Annotated in this window: 15 protein-coding genes; 9 read left to right on the top strand and 6 right to left on the bottom strand. The window is 72.0% G+C overall.

From position 1 onward, the window contains the following. The first annotated feature begins 169 nt into the window (after window positions 1–169). Window positions 170–1,126, top strand: a complete 957-nt coding sequence (locus ACIQI8_RS03190; protein ID WP_402344221.1) for a TerC family protein — start codon at window positions 170–172, stop codon at window positions 1,124–1,126. Between the two features lie 66 nt (window positions 1,127–1,192). Beyond that, on the top strand, window positions 1,193–2,074 hold the full coding sequence (locus ACIQI8_RS03185; RefSeq protein WP_402344218.1) for an LLM class F420-dependent oxidoreductase: 882 nt from the start codon (window positions 1,193–1,195) through the stop codon (window positions 2,072–2,074). Here ACIQI8_RS03185 and ACIQI8_RS03180 read toward each other — a convergent pair. Then, window positions 2,050–2,268 carry a hypothetical protein gene (locus ACIQI8_RS03180; protein WP_402344215.1) on the bottom strand — a complete coding sequence of 73 codons (219 nt, stop codon included), beginning with the start codon at window positions 2,266–2,268 and terminating at the stop codon, window positions 2,050–2,052. The genes ACIQI8_RS03185 and ACIQI8_RS03180 overlap by 25 nt on opposite strands. Window positions 2,269–2,382: 114 nt before the next feature. Between ACIQI8_RS03180 and ACIQI8_RS03175 the strand changes: the two genes are divergently transcribed. Together ACIQI8_RS03175 and ACIQI8_RS03170 are read left to right on the top strand one after the other, a co-directional pair. Further along, window positions 2,383–3,288, top strand: coding sequence for a LysR family transcriptional regulator (locus ACIQI8_RS03175; RefSeq protein WP_402344213.1), 906 nt, complete (start codon window positions 2,383–2,385; stop codon window positions 3,286–3,288). A gap of 133 nt (window positions 3,289–3,421) precedes the next feature. Further along, entirely contained in the window at window positions 3,422–4,204 is a 783-nt protein-coding gene (locus ACIQI8_RS03170) for a DUF899 family protein (protein WP_402344211.1), read from the top strand. 52 nt (window positions 4,205–4,256) lie between these two features. Here the strand turns inward: ACIQI8_RS03170 and ACIQI8_RS03165 are convergent, their stop codons facing one another. Further along, window positions 4,257–4,820 (bottom strand): NAD(P)H-dependent oxidoreductase, encoded by a 564-nt coding sequence (locus ACIQI8_RS03165; protein ID WP_280874765.1) that lies wholly within the window; start codon window positions 4,818–4,820, stop codon window positions 4,257–4,259. A 102-nt stretch (window positions 4,821–4,922) separates the two neighbouring features. On the opposite strand from ACIQI8_RS03165, the gene ACIQI8_RS03160 reads away from it, so the two are divergent. After that, on the top strand, window positions 4,923–5,603 hold the full coding sequence (locus ACIQI8_RS03160; RefSeq protein WP_402344208.1) for a TetR/AcrR family transcriptional regulator: 681 nt from the start codon (window positions 4,923–4,925) through the stop codon (window positions 5,601–5,603). 91 nt (window positions 5,604–5,694) lie between these two features. On the opposite strand, the gene ACIQI8_RS03155 is transcribed toward ACIQI8_RS03160, so the two are convergent. Together ACIQI8_RS03155 and ACIQI8_RS03150 are read right to left on the bottom strand one after the other, a co-directional pair. After that, window positions 5,695–6,837: an FAD-dependent oxidoreductase gene (locus ACIQI8_RS03155; RefSeq protein ID WP_402344205.1), complete on the bottom strand. Its 1,143-nt coding sequence runs from the start codon at window positions 6,835–6,837 to the stop codon at window positions 5,695–5,697. A gap of 46 nt (window positions 6,838–6,883) precedes the next feature. After that, window positions 6,884–7,555: a TetR/AcrR family transcriptional regulator gene (locus ACIQI8_RS03150; RefSeq protein WP_402344203.1), complete on the bottom strand. Its 672-nt coding sequence runs from the start codon at window positions 7,553–7,555 to the stop codon at window positions 6,884–6,886. A 107-nt stretch (window positions 7,556–7,662) separates the two neighbouring features. Between ACIQI8_RS03150 and ACIQI8_RS03145 the strand changes: the two genes are divergently transcribed. Next, on the top strand, window positions 7,663–8,697 hold the full coding sequence (locus tag ACIQI8_RS03145; protein WP_402344201.1) for a LacI family DNA-binding transcriptional regulator: 1,035 nt from the start codon (window positions 7,663–7,665) through the stop codon (window positions 8,695–8,697). A 17-nt stretch (window positions 8,698–8,714) separates the two neighbouring features. Next, on the top strand, window positions 8,715–9,893 hold the full coding sequence (locus ACIQI8_RS03140; protein ID WP_402344198.1) for a 4-hydroxybenzoate 3-monooxygenase: 1,179 nt from the start codon (window positions 8,715–8,717) through the stop codon (window positions 9,891–9,893). A gap of 3 nt (window positions 9,894–9,896) precedes the next feature. Here the strand turns inward: ACIQI8_RS03140 and trxA are convergent, their stop codons facing one another. Next, on the bottom strand, window positions 9,897–10,283 hold the full coding sequence (gene trxA / locus ACIQI8_RS03135; protein ID WP_402344195.1) for a thioredoxin: 387 nt from the start codon (window positions 10,281–10,283) through the stop codon (window positions 9,897–9,899). 121 nt (window positions 10,284–10,404) lie between these two features. On the opposite strand from trxA, the gene ACIQI8_RS03130 reads away from it, so the two are divergent. After that, window positions 10,405–11,838 (top strand): dihydrolipoyl dehydrogenase family protein, encoded by a 1,434-nt coding sequence (locus ACIQI8_RS03130; protein ID WP_402344193.1) that lies wholly within the window; start codon window positions 10,405–10,407, stop codon window positions 11,836–11,838. Between the two features lie 126 nt (window positions 11,839–11,964). Here ACIQI8_RS03130 and ACIQI8_RS03125 read toward each other — a convergent pair whose 3' ends face one another. Next, on the bottom strand, window positions 11,965–12,609 hold the full coding sequence (locus tag ACIQI8_RS03125) for a peptide deformylase (RefSeq protein WP_402344190.1): 645 nt from the start codon (window positions 12,607–12,609) through the stop codon (window positions 11,965–11,967). A gap of 145 nt (window positions 12,610–12,754) precedes the next feature. On the opposite strand from ACIQI8_RS03125, the gene ACIQI8_RS03120 reads away from it, so the two are divergent. Continuing rightward, window positions 12,755–14,149, top strand: coding sequence for a PepSY-associated TM helix domain-containing protein (locus ACIQI8_RS03120; RefSeq protein ID WP_402344187.1), 1,395 nt, complete (start codon window positions 12,755–12,757; stop codon window positions 14,147–14,149). Window positions 14,150–14,159 lie beyond the last annotated feature (10 nt).

The following is a 14,159-nucleotide window of genomic DNA, read 5'->3' as shown; positions in this document are numbered from 1 at the left end:
CGCGCCGCTGTCACCGGACCCGCCGCCGTCCGGCGGAAGCTGCCCGCCGAATGGCGGGTGGACGCCGGGAAACCGCCTCATTGCCCGTTGTTCACCTGTACGTGGTGGAAGGGAGCACACGTCACGACAACGCTGACCAGACCCCCCACCGCACCAGGAGTACCCACCCGTGAACGTCTCCCTCACCGTCTGGCTGCTGACCGTACTCGCCCTGTGCGTGCTCGTCGCCGCGGACTTCTTCATCGGCCGCAAACCTCATGACGTGTCGGTCAGGGAAGCCGGTGTGTGGACGGTCGTCTGGGTCGTGCTGGCCTGTCTCTTCGGAGTGGGCCTGCTCGTCTTCGGCGGGGCGGGACCGACCGGGGAGTTCTTCGCCGGGTACGTCACCGAGAAATCGCTGAGCGTCGACAACCTTTTCGTCTTCGTCCTGATCATGGCGAAGTTCGCGGTGCCCTCGCAGTACCAGCAGCGGGTGCTGATGGTCGGCGTACTCGTGGCCCTGGTGCTGCGCGCCGGCTTCATCGCGGCCGGTGCGGCGATCATCTCCACCTTCTCCTGGGTGTTCTACCTCTTCGGCGCCTTCCTGATCTGGACCGCCTGGAAGCTCATCCAGGACGCGCGCAAGGAGGGGCACGAGGAGGACTACGAGGAGAGCAAGCTGCTGAAGGCGGTGGAGAAGCGGTTCGGCGTGGCCGACCGGTACCACGGCACCAGGCTGTGGGTCGAGCAGAACGGCAAGCGGGTCATGACCCCGATGCTGGTCGTGATGCTCGCGATCGGGTCCACGGACGTGCTGTTCGCGCTCGACTCGATCCCGGCCATCTACGGGCTGACCCAGGACCCGTACATCGTCTTCACCGCGAACGCCTTCGCGCTGATGGGTCTGCGCCAGCTGTACTTCCTGATCGGCGGTTTGCTCAAGAAGCTGGTGCACCTCAGCTACGGCCTGTCGATCATCCTGGGATTCATCGGCGTCAAGCTGGTGCTGCACGCCCTGCACGAGTCCGGCGTGCACGTCCCGGAGATCTCCATCCCCTTCTCGCTCGGCTTCATCGTCCTGGTCCTGGCGGTCACGACGTTCACGAGCCTGCGGGCGTCAAAGAAACAGGAGGCGGCGCGTCCTTGACTTCGAGAGCGCTCGAAGATCTAACGTCACCGGGGTCGGCACGGGCCGGGGCGAACGGAGACGGACATGCGTGTGGGTGTGCACATCAACCGGTTCGACCACAGCGGGGGCGGTTCCGCGCTGGGTGCCGAGCTCGCCGCCACCGGTCGGGCGGCCGAGGCGGCCGGGGTCAGCTGGCTGTCGGTCATGGACCACTACTTCCAGATGGAGTTCAACGGCGGGGCCGAGGCGCCGATGCTGGAGGCCTACACGACCCTCGGCTACCTGGCGGGCCAGACCTCCACGGTCCAACTGGGCGCGCTGGTCACGGGTGTGACGTACCGTCACCCCGGTCTGCTCGCCAAGATCGCCACCTCGCTCGACGTGCTGTCCGGCGGCCGGGCCACCCTCGGTATCGGCGCGGCCTGGTACGGCCGTGAGCACGAGGGTCTCGGCGTGCCCTTCCCGCCGCTCGCGGAGCGCTTCGAGCGTCTGGAGGAGGCCCTGCGCGTCTGCCTGCAGATGTGGGACCCGCAGAACGACGGCCCGTTCGAGGGCAAGCACTACCGGCTGGCGGAGACCCTGTGCGTACCCGCCCCGGTCAGCAGCCCCCGTCCCGAGATCATGATCGGCGGTGGCGGCGAGAAGAAGACGCTGCGCCTGGTCGCCCGCTACGGCGACGCGTGCAACCTCTTCACGACCTCGCCGGACGAGGTCCGGCACAAGCTCGACGTGCTGCGCGCCCACTGCGAGACCGAGGGGCGCGACTACGACACGATCCGCAAGACCGTCGCCCACAGCGGAGAGGCGGTCAACGAAGGCGACCTCGACGCCCTCACGCGGGAGATCGAGGGCTACACCGGGCTCGGCATCGACACGGTCATCCTCTCGCCGCGCCTCGGTGAGACCTCCGGCTGGATGGAGAGCTTCGTGGCACCGGCCGTTCAGCGGCTGGCCGGGCTCGACTGAGCGGCGGCGGGGCGGCCCCGCGAGACGATCCGCACACCGCGCTCGTCGACGCTCCTGACCTGGAGCGAACCGCAGCCGCAGCGCGTCCAGAGGGTGAGGCCGGCGGCGGTGGCGTGCCGGGAGAGCACCTGGAAGGGGTCGGCGGCGTCGGGCCATCCGCAGTGCGGGCAGGCGGCGCCGGTCGGGCTGGGCATGGCAACTCCCCGTACCTCGTGGCTGGTTGACCGTCGCGACACATCCAGAGTGCGGCCCGACCTCCGTGCACGTCCAGGTTGACTTTGCGGACCCGACCTTGAAGCGTGGGCTTCATGATTGATCTGCGCCGGCTCCACGTCCTGCGCGCGGTCGCGCACTACGGCACGGTCACCGCGGCCGCCCGCGCCCTGCACTTCACCCCGTCCGCCGCCTCCCAGCAGATCCGCCAGCTCGCCCGCGACCTCGACGTCGACCTGCTGGAGCCGCAGGGCCGCGGGGTACGTCTCACCCCGGCCGCCGAGAGCCTGCTCGCGCACGCCGACGCCATCCAGACCCGATGGGAACAGGCCGAGCTGGAGTTGCGCGCGGATCACGGTTCTCCCGGCGGTCCGTTGCGGCTGAGCGGTTTCCCGACGGCCGTGTCGGTGCTGCTGGCCCCGATGGCGGCCCGGCTGCGGGAGCGGCATCCGCGGCTGGTGGTGCGCATCCGGGAGGCGGGCGTGCCGGACAGCTTCGACCAGCTCTTCGAGGGCGAGGCCGATCTGGCGGTGGTGGAGGCAACCCCGTACAACCCGCCGCTGAGCGACGCTCGTTTCGACCAACAGCCTTTGCTGGAGGACCCGTTCGACCTCGTCGTGCCCGCGGACCACCCGCTGGCGGGGCGCGAGCGCGTCGACCTCTCCGAGGCGGCGCACGAGGACTGGATCGCCCCGATGCCGGACAGCCCCTGCAGCCCGCACGTGCTGTCGGCGTGCGGTGAGGCCGGGTTCAGCCCCGGCGTCGTCCATCACACGGTGGAGTGGAACGTCACCGCCCACCTGGTCGCCCACCGGCTCGGCGTGGCGCTGATCCCGAGGCTCTCCCAGCTCACCCCGCACCTGCCGATCACCCGGATCCGCTGCACGGGCAACCCGCACCGCACGCTCCTCACCTGCACCCGCACGGGCGCCCGGGAGCGCCCCGCGGTCGCCGCCGCGCTGCGCGAACTGCGGGAGCTGGCCCCGACGGCGGTGGCCTGAGGACGCAGAGTCGGGCTGATCCCAACCGCGTCCCGTGGCCGCGATGAGTTCCGGCCGCTGCGCGAGTCTGTTCCGATGAGCGTCGTAGCGCGTGATGCGACGCTGCCCGGCATCGGACTCCACGGAGGACACCATGACGACCACGCCCGGCAACGCGAGCGGCGACCTTCCCGGCAGGCCGCCGGTCGTCGACCTGGCCACCTGGCAGGCGGCGCGCGAAGAGCTGCTGGTCCGGGAGAAGGCGCACACCCATGAGGGCGACGCGATCGCCGCGGCCCGGCGGCGGCTGCCGATGGTCGAGTTCGACGGCAAGGTCGAGGTCACCGGCGCCGACGGACCGGTGCCGTTCCTGGACCTGTTCCAGGGCCGCGACGAGCTCGTGGTCTACAAGCACATGTGGTACGACGGCGCGCCCCACCAGGGACAGTGCGAGGGCTGCACCACCACGGCCTGGCACCTTCAGGACACCGTCTATCTCCACGCCCGCGGCGTCTCGTTCGCCGTGCTGGCCACGGGTCCGTGGGACGAGATCGCCTCGTACGTCGAGTTCATGGGCTACACCCAGCCCTGGTACTCGGTGCGCGGTGTGGAGGGTCCGGCCGGCGGCCCCATGGGGTATCTCACCAGCTACCTGCGCGACGGCGACCGCGTGTTCCTCACCTACTCCACGACGGGTCGCGGCAACGAGCGGGTCAACGGATCGCTCGGCCTGCTCGACATGACCCCCTACGGCCGCGGTGAGGCGTGGGAGGACAACCCCGAGGGCTGGCCGGAGGGCGCGCACGCGTGCTGGTCCTGGCGTACGGACGCGGAGGGCAACTCCACCTGGGGCGGCACCAGCCGGCCGGTGCCGCAGTGGACCCGCCCCGGTGCGGGCCCTGTGGAGACCCTGGGCCGGAAGGGCCACCACCACTGAAAAGGGGCCGGAGCTCAGAGCTCCGGCCCTCTTCGGGATGCGCGTGCGCGGATCAGGCGGCGACCGTCTCGCCCGCGTGGCCGTGCAGACGGGCGATCACCTCGGTCACCTGCGCGGCGACCTCGGCGTCGTCGGCCGGGTGGGTCTCGGCGAAGCGGACCACGGAACCGGGGATGGAGAGCTTGAGGTCCTCGATCACCTTGCCGCCGGCGATGCCGACGGCCTTGCGGGCCTCGTCCTGCGCCCACACGCCGCCGAACTGGCCGTAGGCGGTACCGACCACCGCGACGGGCTTGCCGCCGAAGCCGCTGGCACCGTACGGGCGGGACAGCCAGTCGATGGCGTTCTTCAGGACGGCCGGGATGGTGCCGTTGTACTCGGGGGAGAAGAGCAGGAAGGCGTCGGCGGCCTGGGCGGCGGCGCGCAGCTTGGCGGCGGCGGGCGGCACGTCGCCCTCGACGTCGATGTCCTCGTTGTAGAAGGGGATCTCGGCCAGGCCCTCGAACAGCTCGACGTCCGCGCCCTCCGGGGCCAGCTTCACAGCGGCCTCGGCGAGCTGGCGGTTGTGCGAACCGGCGCGAAGGCTGCCGACGAGCGCGAGGATGCGAACAGACATGGGGGACTCCAGAGGGGGTGCTGAAACATTGCCGTTACGATCCGGACCGAGGTCCGTTTAATTTCTAGCATCCTAAGCGGACTGCGGTCCAGTTTTGTTCCCATGCTTTACGCTGTCTTCATGTCCGCCACCCTGCCGCCCATACCGGCGCCTCAGGAGCCTGTCGGCGAGCCGGAGTTGTTGCAGCTCAGCGCCGCCGAGGACGAGCCCTGTCTGCGGGCGGACGCCGCGCGCAACCGGGCCGCGCTGCTGGAGGCGGCCACCCGGCTGATCGCCGAGCACGGCGCGGCCGGGGTCACGATGGAGGCGGTGGCCGCCGCGGCCAAGGTGGGCAAGGGGACCGTCTTCCGTCGCTTCGGCGACCGGACCGGACTGCTGATGGCCCTGCTGGACCACTCGGCGAAGAAGCTGCAGGCCGACTTCATCGGCGGCCCGCCCCCGCTGGGTCCCGGCGCCTCGCCGCTGGAGCGACTGCGGGCGTTCGGGGTGGCGGTGCTGTACCGCACGCAGGAGCAGCTGGATCTGCAACTGGCGGCCCAGCCGGAGCCGACCCGCAGGTTCGACCTGCCGCCGGCCCGGGCGCTCACGATGCACGTCACCGTCCTGCTCCGGCAGCTCGTGCCGGACGCCGACTGCGAACTGCTCGCGCGGACCCTGATGGGCTACCTCGACCCCGCCCTGATCCACCACCTCACCAAGCAGTGCGGAATGCCCATGGACCGCCTGGAGGCCGGCTGGATCGACCTGGTGACGCGGGTGACGGACACGCGGCCGCCGCGCTGACCTGTGATGGTCCCGGGTCGCTGCGGACGGCCACGGGGTCACGTCCGGGGTGACGGGCGCGCGTAGCTGCTCCCCGGAGGCCCGACGCCGCTCAGCTGTGGCCGGCGAACATGTCCAGCAGTCCCTGCGGCGCGTCCTCGCGGAACAGCAGCAGGCCGTTGTGCGCCGACTCGGCGGCGGAGAGCTCGCTGCGCGGGAACAGCTTCTCCTCGTACGCGGCCAGTGCGGCCTCCGTGTCGCCGGGGTGGGCGACGAGCGCGAGGGCGAGCTCGGCGCCGTCGAGCAGTGCGAGGTTCGCGCCCTCGCCGGCGAACGGGGACATCAGGTGCGCGGCGTCGCCCAGCAGCGTGACGCCGGGCTCGCGCTCCCAGCGGTGGCCCACCGGCAGGGCGTGGATGCGCCGCGGCACCAGGGTGCCGGCCGCCTCCGCGAGCAGGGAGCGCAGGCTCTTGTCCCAGTCCTCGAAGTGCGCCAGCACATACGCCTTCGCGGCTTCGGTGTCGGTGAAGTCGACGCCGTCGAGCCACTCCTCGGGGGCCACCACGGCGACGTAGACGTGCAGGCTGCCGTCGCTCTCGCGGTGCGCGAGGAACCCCTTGCCGGCGCCGAGCGCGAAGAGGGCACCGCCGCCGACCACCTCGGCGCCCACCGGGTGGCGCACGTCCGCGTCCGGCAGATCCGCCTCCACGAACGACACGCCCGTGTAGACGGGCCGGGCGTCCGAGAGGAGCGGCCGGACGCGTGACCAGGCGCCGTCCGCGCCCACCAGCAGGTCGGTGGTGAAGGAGGTGTCCTTGGCGAGGGTCACCTCGTGCCGACCCGCACCCAGCGGGCGCGCGCCGTCCACCTTCGCGCCCCAGCGGACGGTGCCTTCGGGCAGTGAGTCGAGCAGCAGGTCGCGCAGGTCGCCGCGGTCGATCTCGGGGCGGTCGCCGTCGCCCTCGTCGGGCTGCTCCAGGCGGACCGTCGCGTCCTTGTCGAGGACCCGCGTGGCCTGCCCGCCCTGGTGGACGAGGGTCAGGAACGTCTCGTAGAGCCCGGCGGCGCGCAGCGCCACCTGGCCCGAGTCGCCGTGGATGTCGAGCATGCCGCCCTGCGTACGGGCGGCGGGGGAGGCGTCCAGGTCGAAGACGGCCGCCTCGATGCCGTGCACATGCAGCACACGGGCGAGGGCGAGGCCGCCGACACCGGCGCCGACGATCGCGATGGGGTGGTGGGGGGTGTGGGTGGTCATGGCGTGCTCCTTGAAGTGAGTCGAAAGGGCTGGGCGGGTACGGGGATCAGTCCGGTACGGCGGTCCGCTCGATGCCGGTGATCACCGCCCGCAGCGCCCACGCCTGGCGGGCCTCGGGCGGCCCGGACAGCAGCTCGCCCGCGAGGGCGGCGACGCGTGGATGCGTGCGGTCCGAGGCGTCGCGCACGGCACGGCGCACGGCGTCCCACTCCTCGTCGGAGGTGTCCTCCACGTGCTCGGCGGCCTGTGCGGTGGCGTGCTGCAGCAGCAGGTCCACGCCCCACGCGGCCTGCGCCGGCGGGACACCGCCCTCGTCGAGCAGGGTCAGCAGGGTCTCGATCAGGGTCAGGTAGTGCGGGCCGCTCGGCCGGGCGGTGAGCGCGGAGCGGGCCAGGCTCGGGTGCTCGAAGAGCATCGCGGTGTAGGAGGTCAGCACCTGCTCCAGCCGCTCGCGCCACGAGCCGTCGGTGGGGACGGGACCGAGGGTGCCCAGCAGCTCGTCCAGTACCAGCGCGTGCAGCTCCGCCGTGTTGCGCACGTAGACGTACAGCGAGGCCGGGCCGGTGTCGAGCTCCTGCGCCAGGCGCCGCATGGTCACCTTCGGCAGACCCTCGGCACGCAGCACGGCCACGGCGGCGGCCACGATGCCCTCCCGGGACAGGGCGGGCTTGGCCGGACGCTCACGGCGGCTGCGGGGGATGTCGGGTCGGTCTGTCATGCCTCCACGGTAACGAACATGTTCGTTGAGAACAAGTTCGTGACGAACATGTTCGTCGTAGACCGGGTGTGGCCTCCGCCACAGGTTCTGCAAAGATGCCTCACGTCATGGTGCAGATACCGAACACGCCCGCGCTCGCGTCCCCCGCCGCGCGCCCCGTGCCCACGAGCGCCGATGTGGCCCGCCTGGCCGGCGTCTCGCGCGCGACCGTCTCCTACGTCCTCAACAACACCAGCGCCGTACGCATCAGCGAGCCCACGCGCCGCCGTGTCCACGAAGCCGCGAAGGAACTCGGGTACGTGCCCCACGCGGCCGCCCGCAGCCTGCGCGCCGGACACAGCCGTCTGGTCCTGATGCCCGCCCCGACCATCCCGATCGGCCCGCTGTACAGCCAGTTCATCAACGAACTCCAGTGGGCGCTCAGCCGCCTCGACTACACGGTGGTCCAGTACGGCACCGTCGGTCTGCACGGCGACGAGGCCGCCCGCGCGTGGGCCGAACTGCGGCCCGTCGCCGTCCTGGTGCCCGGCGCGGGCCTGGGCCCGCAGGGCGTGACGGTGCTCAAGCGCTCCGGCGCCCGGGCCGTCGTCACCCTCGGTCCCGAATCCGTCGAGGGCGCCCACGCCCTGCTCATGGACCACGAGGCCGTCGGCTTCTGCGCGGGCCGCCACCTCTACGACCGCGGCCGGCGCCGCATCGGCGTCCTCGTCCCCGAGGAGGACGGCCTGGAGCCCTTCTCGCTGCCCCGCCTCAAGGGTGTGCGCCGGGCTCTGGACGGCACCGACGCGGCGGTCACCGACCTGCCTCTCGCCTACGAGGAGCAGGCCGCCGCGCGCCTCGCCGCCCGCTGGCACGACCTCGACCTCGACGCCGTGTTCGCGTACAACGACGAGTACGCGATGCTGCTGATGCGCGCCCTGCAGGACGCGGGCGTGCGCATCCCTCAGGAGACGGCCGTGATCGGCGCCGACGACCTCGTGCTCGGCCGGCTGCTGCGGCCACGGCTGAGCACGGTGCACATCGAGCTCCCGTCCGGCCGTGACCTCGCCGAACTGGTGGACCGCGCGGTGCGCGACCCGGGTGCCGTGCCCGAGACGCACGAGGTACTGGGCGCCACGGTGGTCCACCGGGACTCCAGCTGAACCCTCAGGAGGCGCCCATGCGCACGACGGTCGGCATCATCGGCGGCGGCCCCGCCGGGCTGCTCCTCGCCCGGCTGCTGCACCGCGCGGGCCTGGACTGTGTCGTCCTGGAGGCCAGGACGCGGGAGTACGTCGAGCAGCGTCAGCGCGCTGGCATGCTGGAGCAGGGCACGGTGGACGCCCTGCGCGAGGCCGGCGCCGCCGACCGCCTCGGCGCCGAAGGCCTGGTGCACCAGGGCATCGAGCTGCGCTTCGACCGCGAACGCCACCACATCGACTTCCCGGCCCTCACCGGTGGCCGCACGGTCACCATCTACGCCCAGACCGAGATCGTGAAGGACCTCGTCGCCCTCCAACTCGCGGAGGGGCCACCGCTGTTGTTCGAGGCGGAGGCTCTCACGATCGAGAAGCCGGAGAGCGAGGCGCCGGTCGTCCGGTTCGTGCACGAGGGCCGCGAGCAGACGCTGAGCTGCGACTGGGTGGTCGGCTGCGACGGCTTCCACGGCATCTCGCGCGGCACCTTCCCGGCCGAGGTCGGGCGCTCGTACGCGCACGACTACCCGTACTCCTGGCTCGGTGTCCTGGCCGATGTGGCGCCGTCCTGCGACGAGTTGATCTACGCGCGCGGGGAGGGCGGCTTCGCCCTGCACAGCATGCGCTCCCCGCACGTCTCACGCCTGTATCTGCAAGTGCCCAACGACACCGACCCCGACGACTGGCCGGAGGAGCGGATCTGGGACGAACTCGCCGCGCGGTTCGCCGTCGACGCCGACTGGACCCTCAAGCGCGGCCCGATCACCGCCAAGTCCGTGACGCCCATGCGGAGTTACGTCCATGAACCGATGCGCCTGGGCCGGCTGCTGCTGGCCGGCGACGCCGCGCACATCGTGCCGCCGACCGGCGCCAAGGGACTCAACCTCGCCGTCTCCGACGTCCGCGTGCTGGCCCGCGCCTTCGCCGAACTGCACCGCACGGGCTCAGAACGGCTCCTGGACACCTACTCGGACGCATGCCTCGCACGCGTCTGGCAGGCCACGCGTTTCTCGTACGACATGACCCGGATGCTGCACGCTCAGCCGGACGGGGACGCTTTCGAGAACCGGATGCAGCTCGCGCGTCTTGGCCGGATCACCTCGTCCCGGCACGCGGCCGCCGAACTGGCCGCGAACTACACGGGACTGCCGCTCCCGGGCTGAGACCTACTCGCCGTTCTGCTCGGCCTGCGCCTGCTGCTCGGCGACGGCCTTGCGGACCTCGTCCATGTCGAGCTTGCGGGCCTGACCGATGACGTCCGTCAGAGCGGCCTCCGGCAGGGCGCCCGCCTGGGCGTACACCGCGACCTGGTCACGCACGATCATCAGCGTCGGGATCGACTGGATCCCGAAGGCGGCTGCCAGCTCCGGCTGCGCCTCGGTGTCGATCTTGCCGAACACCAGGTCCGGGTTCTCCTCGGCGGCCTTGTCGTAGATCGGGGCGAACATACGGCACGGCCCGCACCAGGCTGCCCAGAAGTCGATCAGGACGAATTCGTTGTCCGTGACCGTCTGGTCGAAGTTCTCCTTGGTGAGCTCCACGGTGCGGCTCATGGCGTGTATCCCTACTTCCTCGTGTCGGGGCGAAGCCGTCGGCACAACGCGGCCGGCCGGTCACGTATTCCGCGCCCCTACCCGTGTGGCCTCCGGCCACACCACCCACCAGACTGGCCCTATGACGGAAACGGAATCCATCGCGTACGACGTAGTGGTGCTCGGGGCCGGGCCCGTGGGGGAGAACGTCGCGGACCGCACGCGTGCGGCCGGTCTCTCCACCGCGATCGTGGAGAGCGAGCTCGTCGGAGGCGAATGCTCGTACTGGGCGTGCATGCCCAGCAAGGCCCTGCTGCGCCCGGTGATCGCCCAGGCGGACGCCCGCCGGCTGCCGGGCCTGAGTCAGGACGTGCAGGGCCCGCTCGACACGGCCGCGGTCCTCGCCCGCCGGGACTACTTCACCTCCCACTGGAAGGACGACGGTCAGGTCGGCTGGCTGGACGGCATCGGCGCCGATCTCTACCGCGGCCACGGCCGCCTCGCCGGACCCCGCACGGTCACGGTGACCGGCCCCGACGGCACGGTGAAGACGCTGACCGCCCGGCACGCGGTCGCCGTCGCCACGGGCACCGGCGCCGCACTGCCCGACCTGCCCGGACTCGCCGAGGTCCGCCCCTGGACCAGCCGCGAGGCCACCAGCGCCGAGGCGGCACCGGGCCGTCTCGTCGTGGTCGGCGGTGGTGTGGTCGCCACCGAGATGGCCACCGCCTGGCAGGCCCTCGGCTCGCGCGTCACCCTCCTGGTCCGCGGCAAGGGCCTGCTCAACCGCATGGAGCCCTTCGCGGGCGAACTGATCGCCGAGGCGCTCACCGCGGCGGGCGTCGACGTGCGCACCGGCACCTCGGTCGAGTCCGTGACCCGGGAGAACGGCACGGTCGTGGTCGTCACCGGCCAGGGTGACCGCATCGAGGCCGACGAGATCCTCTTCGCCACCGGCCGCGTCCCGCGCACCGAGGACATCGGCCTGGACACGGTCGGCCTGGCCCCCGGCTCCTGGCTCACCGTCGACGACAGCCTCCGCGTCACCGGCAGCGAGTGGCTCTACGCGGTCGGCGACGTCAACCACCGCGCGCTGTTGACCCACCAGGGCAAGTACCAGGCCCGGATCGCGGGCGCCGCCATCGCCGCCCGCGCCGCCGGCGTACCGCTCCTGGAGACGGACCCCTGGGGCGCGCACGCGGCCACCGCCGACCACAGTGCCGTCCCGCAGGTCGTCTTCACCGACCCGGAGGCCGCGTCCGTCGGCCTCTCGCTCGCGGAGGCCGAACAGGCCGGGCGCCGGGTGCGTGCCGTGGACGTCGAGTTGTCCTCGGTGGCCGGTGCGGGACTCTACGCGGACGACTACCGCGGCAAGGCCCGCCTGGTCGTCGACCTCGAACGCGAGATCCTGCTCGGCGTCACCTTCGTCGGCCCCGGTGTCGGCGAGCTCATCCACTCGGCGACCGTGGCGGTCGCCGGCGAGGTGCCCATCAGCCGGCTCTGGCACGCGGTGCCGTCCTACCCGACGCTCAGCGAGGTGTGGCTGCGCCTGCTGGAGGCGTACCGGGACAACTGACCTGCGGGACAGCGGAGTTCACGCGGGGGTCACCGGGTCTCGGTGATCCCCGCGCCGCGGTGGGCAACAGCGCCGAGCCGGTCCACGGGTGACTCGCAGCGGGTCCACGGGCCAGTCGGTTTCGGGCTACGGCAGTTCGAAGCCGAGTTCCCGCGCGGCCTCCGCCGGCGTCGGTGCGGTCCACCGCTGCGCCATCGCCTCGTTCGAGGACAGCGAGCGCAACTCGGCGCGGTCCAGGTACAACAGGCCGTCGAGATGGTCCGTCTCGTGCTGCACGATCCGCGCCGGCCAGCCGGTGAACACCTCGTCCACCGCGCGCCCTTGCCCGTCCTCGCCGGTCAGCCGCACCTCGGCGTGCCGGGCCACCACCGCCTGCCACCCCGGCACGCTCAGACAGCCCTCGAAGAACGCGGCCCGCTCGCCGCCGACGGGCTCGTAGGACGGATTGACCAGCACCCGGAACGGCTGCGGCACCCGGCCCCGGGCGACGCGCACCTCGTCCGGCACCGGCGCCGGGTCCTCGATCACCGCGATCCGCAGCGGGACGCCGACCTGCGGCGCCGCCAGGCCCACGCCCGGCGCCGCGTGCATGGTGACCCGCAGGGCCTCGACGAAACGGGCCAGCAGCGCTGGGTCGAGCTGACCGTCGAAGCGCTCGGTGCCCTTGCGCAGTACCGGGTCGCCGGCGGCCACGATCGGCAACGGGCCGTCGGTCGCGAGGAGTTCCTCGACCAGGTCGACAAGGGATGCGGGGTCACGGGGAGTTGCCATCGGGCCAGGATGCCATGACGTTCCGCCACCGCCGTCGCGCCCTGTGACGTACGCCACTTGGGTCGCCGGGAACTCGACGCCCTCCGCGCCCGACTACTGGACCGCCACAGTCACACACCGTCCCCGTCCCCCGGAGATCCCGCCGATGTCCACCGCGCCCCCGACCACCACGGACGAGGCACCGCAACCCGCCGCCGTCCCCGCGCCGACCCCCTCCGGATGGGCCCCGCTGCGCCCCCTGGTGCTGCGCCTGCACTTCTACGCCGGAGTGTTCGTCGCACCGTTCCTGCTCGTCGCCGCCGTCACCGGCTTCCTCTACGCCGGCGCGTTCCAGGCCGAGAAGCTCGTGTACGCCCACGAGATGACCGTCGCGAAGGTCGGCGACACCGAGCTGCCCCTCTCCGAGCAGGTGGCCGCCGCCCGCAAGGCCCACCCCGAGGGCACCGTGTCCGCCGTACGCCCCTCCCCGGACCCCGACGCCACCACCAGGGTGATGCTGTCGGGCGTCGCGGGCGTCGACCCGGACCACACCCTCGCGGTCTTCGTCGACCCGTACACCGGCAAGGTGCGCGGCGCCCTCGAACAGTACGGCTCGACCGGCGCGCTGCCCCTGCGCACCTGGATCGACGAGTTCCACCGCGATCTGCACCTCGGCGACACCGGCCGGCTCTACAGCGAGTTCGCCGCGAGCTGGCTGTGGGTCATCGCGGGCGGTGGTCTGGTGTTGTGGTTCTCCCGCCGCCGGGCCCTGCGCAAGCTGCGCGGCACCAGCGGCCGGCGCCGCACGCTCGGTCTGCACGGCACGGTCGGCGTCTGGGCGGCGGCCGGGTTCATCTTCCTCTCGGCGACCGGCCTGACCTGGTCCACGTACGCCGGTGCGAATATCGACGAACTGCGCACCTCGCTCGGCCAGTCCACCCCGTCCGTCTCCGCGGCGGCCGGCGGCGAGCACGCCGGGCACGGGGCGGCCACCACCACCGGCGACGTCGAACACGGCGCAGGCCTCGACACGGTTCTCGACGCGGCCCGCGCGAAGGGGCTCACCGACCCCGTCGAGATCGTCCCGCCCGCCGACGCGAACTCCGCGTACGTCGTCCGCCAGGTCCAGCGCAGCTGGCCCGAGAAGCAGGACGCCGTCGCCGTCGACCCGGCCACCGGCAAGGTCACCGACGAACTCCGGTTCGCCGACTACCCGTTGCTCGCCAAGCTGACCCGCTGGGGCATCGACCTGCACACCGGCGTCCTGTTCGGTCTGGTCAACCAGATCGCCCTGATGCTGCTCGCGGGCTCCCTGGTCCTGCTGATCGTCTGGGGCTACCGCATGTGGTGGCAGCGCGGCCGGGGCTCCTCCTTCGGCCGGCCGATCCCGCGCGGCGCCTGGCAGAACGTGCCCCCGCAGATCCTCGTCCCGTGCGTCGCCGTCATCGCGGTCCTCGGCTACTTCGTACCGCTGCTCGGCATCCCCCTGGCCGCCTTCATCGCGGCCGACATCCTGCTGGGCGAGATAGCCCACCGGCGGGGGACAGCGGCGGCCGCATGACGGACGACCC

The organism is Streptomyces sp. NPDC092369 (assembly GCF_044755245.1).
Classification (GTDB): Bacteria; Actinomycetota; Actinomycetes; order Streptomycetales; family Streptomycetaceae; genus Streptomyces.
This window is presented reverse-complemented; position numbering and strand designations above follow the sequence as displayed.

Coding starts and splice junctions, on each gene's coding strand:
- ACIQI8_RS03185 (WP_402344218.1), top strand. CDS start 1,193: ATGCGTGTGGGTGTGCACATCAACCGGTTCGACCACAGCGGGGGCGGT.
- ACIQI8_RS03180 (WP_402344215.1), bottom strand. CDS start 2,268: ATGCCCAGCCCGACCGGCGCCGCCTGCCCGCACTGCGGATGGCCCGAC.
- ACIQI8_RS03175 (WP_402344213.1), top strand. CDS start 2,383: ATGATTGATCTGCGCCGGCTCCACGTCCTGCGCGCGGTCGCGCACTAC.
- ACIQI8_RS03170 (WP_402344211.1), top strand. CDS start 3,422: ATGACGACCACGCCCGGCAACGCGAGCGGCGACCTTCCCGGCAGGCCG.
- ACIQI8_RS03165 (WP_280874765.1), bottom strand. CDS start 4,820: ATGTCTGTTCGCATCCTCGCGCTCGTCGGCAGCCTTCGCGCCGGTTCG.
- ACIQI8_RS03160 (WP_402344208.1), top strand. CDS start 4,923: ATGCTTTACGCTGTCTTCATGTCCGCCACCCTGCCGCCCATACCGGCG.
- ACIQI8_RS03155 (WP_402344205.1), bottom strand. CDS start 6,837: ATGACCACCCACACCCCCCACCACCCCATCGCGATCGTCGGCGCCGGT.
- ACIQI8_RS03150 (WP_402344203.1), bottom strand. CDS start 7,555: ATGACAGACCGACCCGACATCCCCCGCAGCCGCCGTGAGCGTCCGGCC.
- ACIQI8_RS03145 (WP_402344201.1), top strand. CDS start 7,663: ATGGTGCAGATACCGAACACGCCCGCGCTCGCGTCCCCCGCCGCGCGC.
- ACIQI8_RS03140 (WP_402344198.1), top strand. CDS start 8,715: ATGCGCACGACGGTCGGCATCATCGGCGGCGGCCCCGCCGGGCTGCTC.
- trxA (WP_402344195.1), bottom strand. CDS start 10,283: ATGAGCCGCACCGTGGAGCTCACCAAGGAGAACTTCGACCAGACGGTC.
- ACIQI8_RS03130 (WP_402344193.1), top strand. CDS start 10,405: ATGACGGAAACGGAATCCATCGCGTACGACGTAGTGGTGCTCGGGGCC.
- ACIQI8_RS03125 (WP_402344190.1), bottom strand. CDS start 12,609: ATGGCAACTCCCCGTGACCCCGCATCCCTTGTCGACCTGGTCGAGGAA.
- ACIQI8_RS03120 (WP_402344187.1), top strand. CDS start 12,755: ATGTCCACCGCGCCCCCGACCACCACGGACGAGGCACCGCAACCCGCC.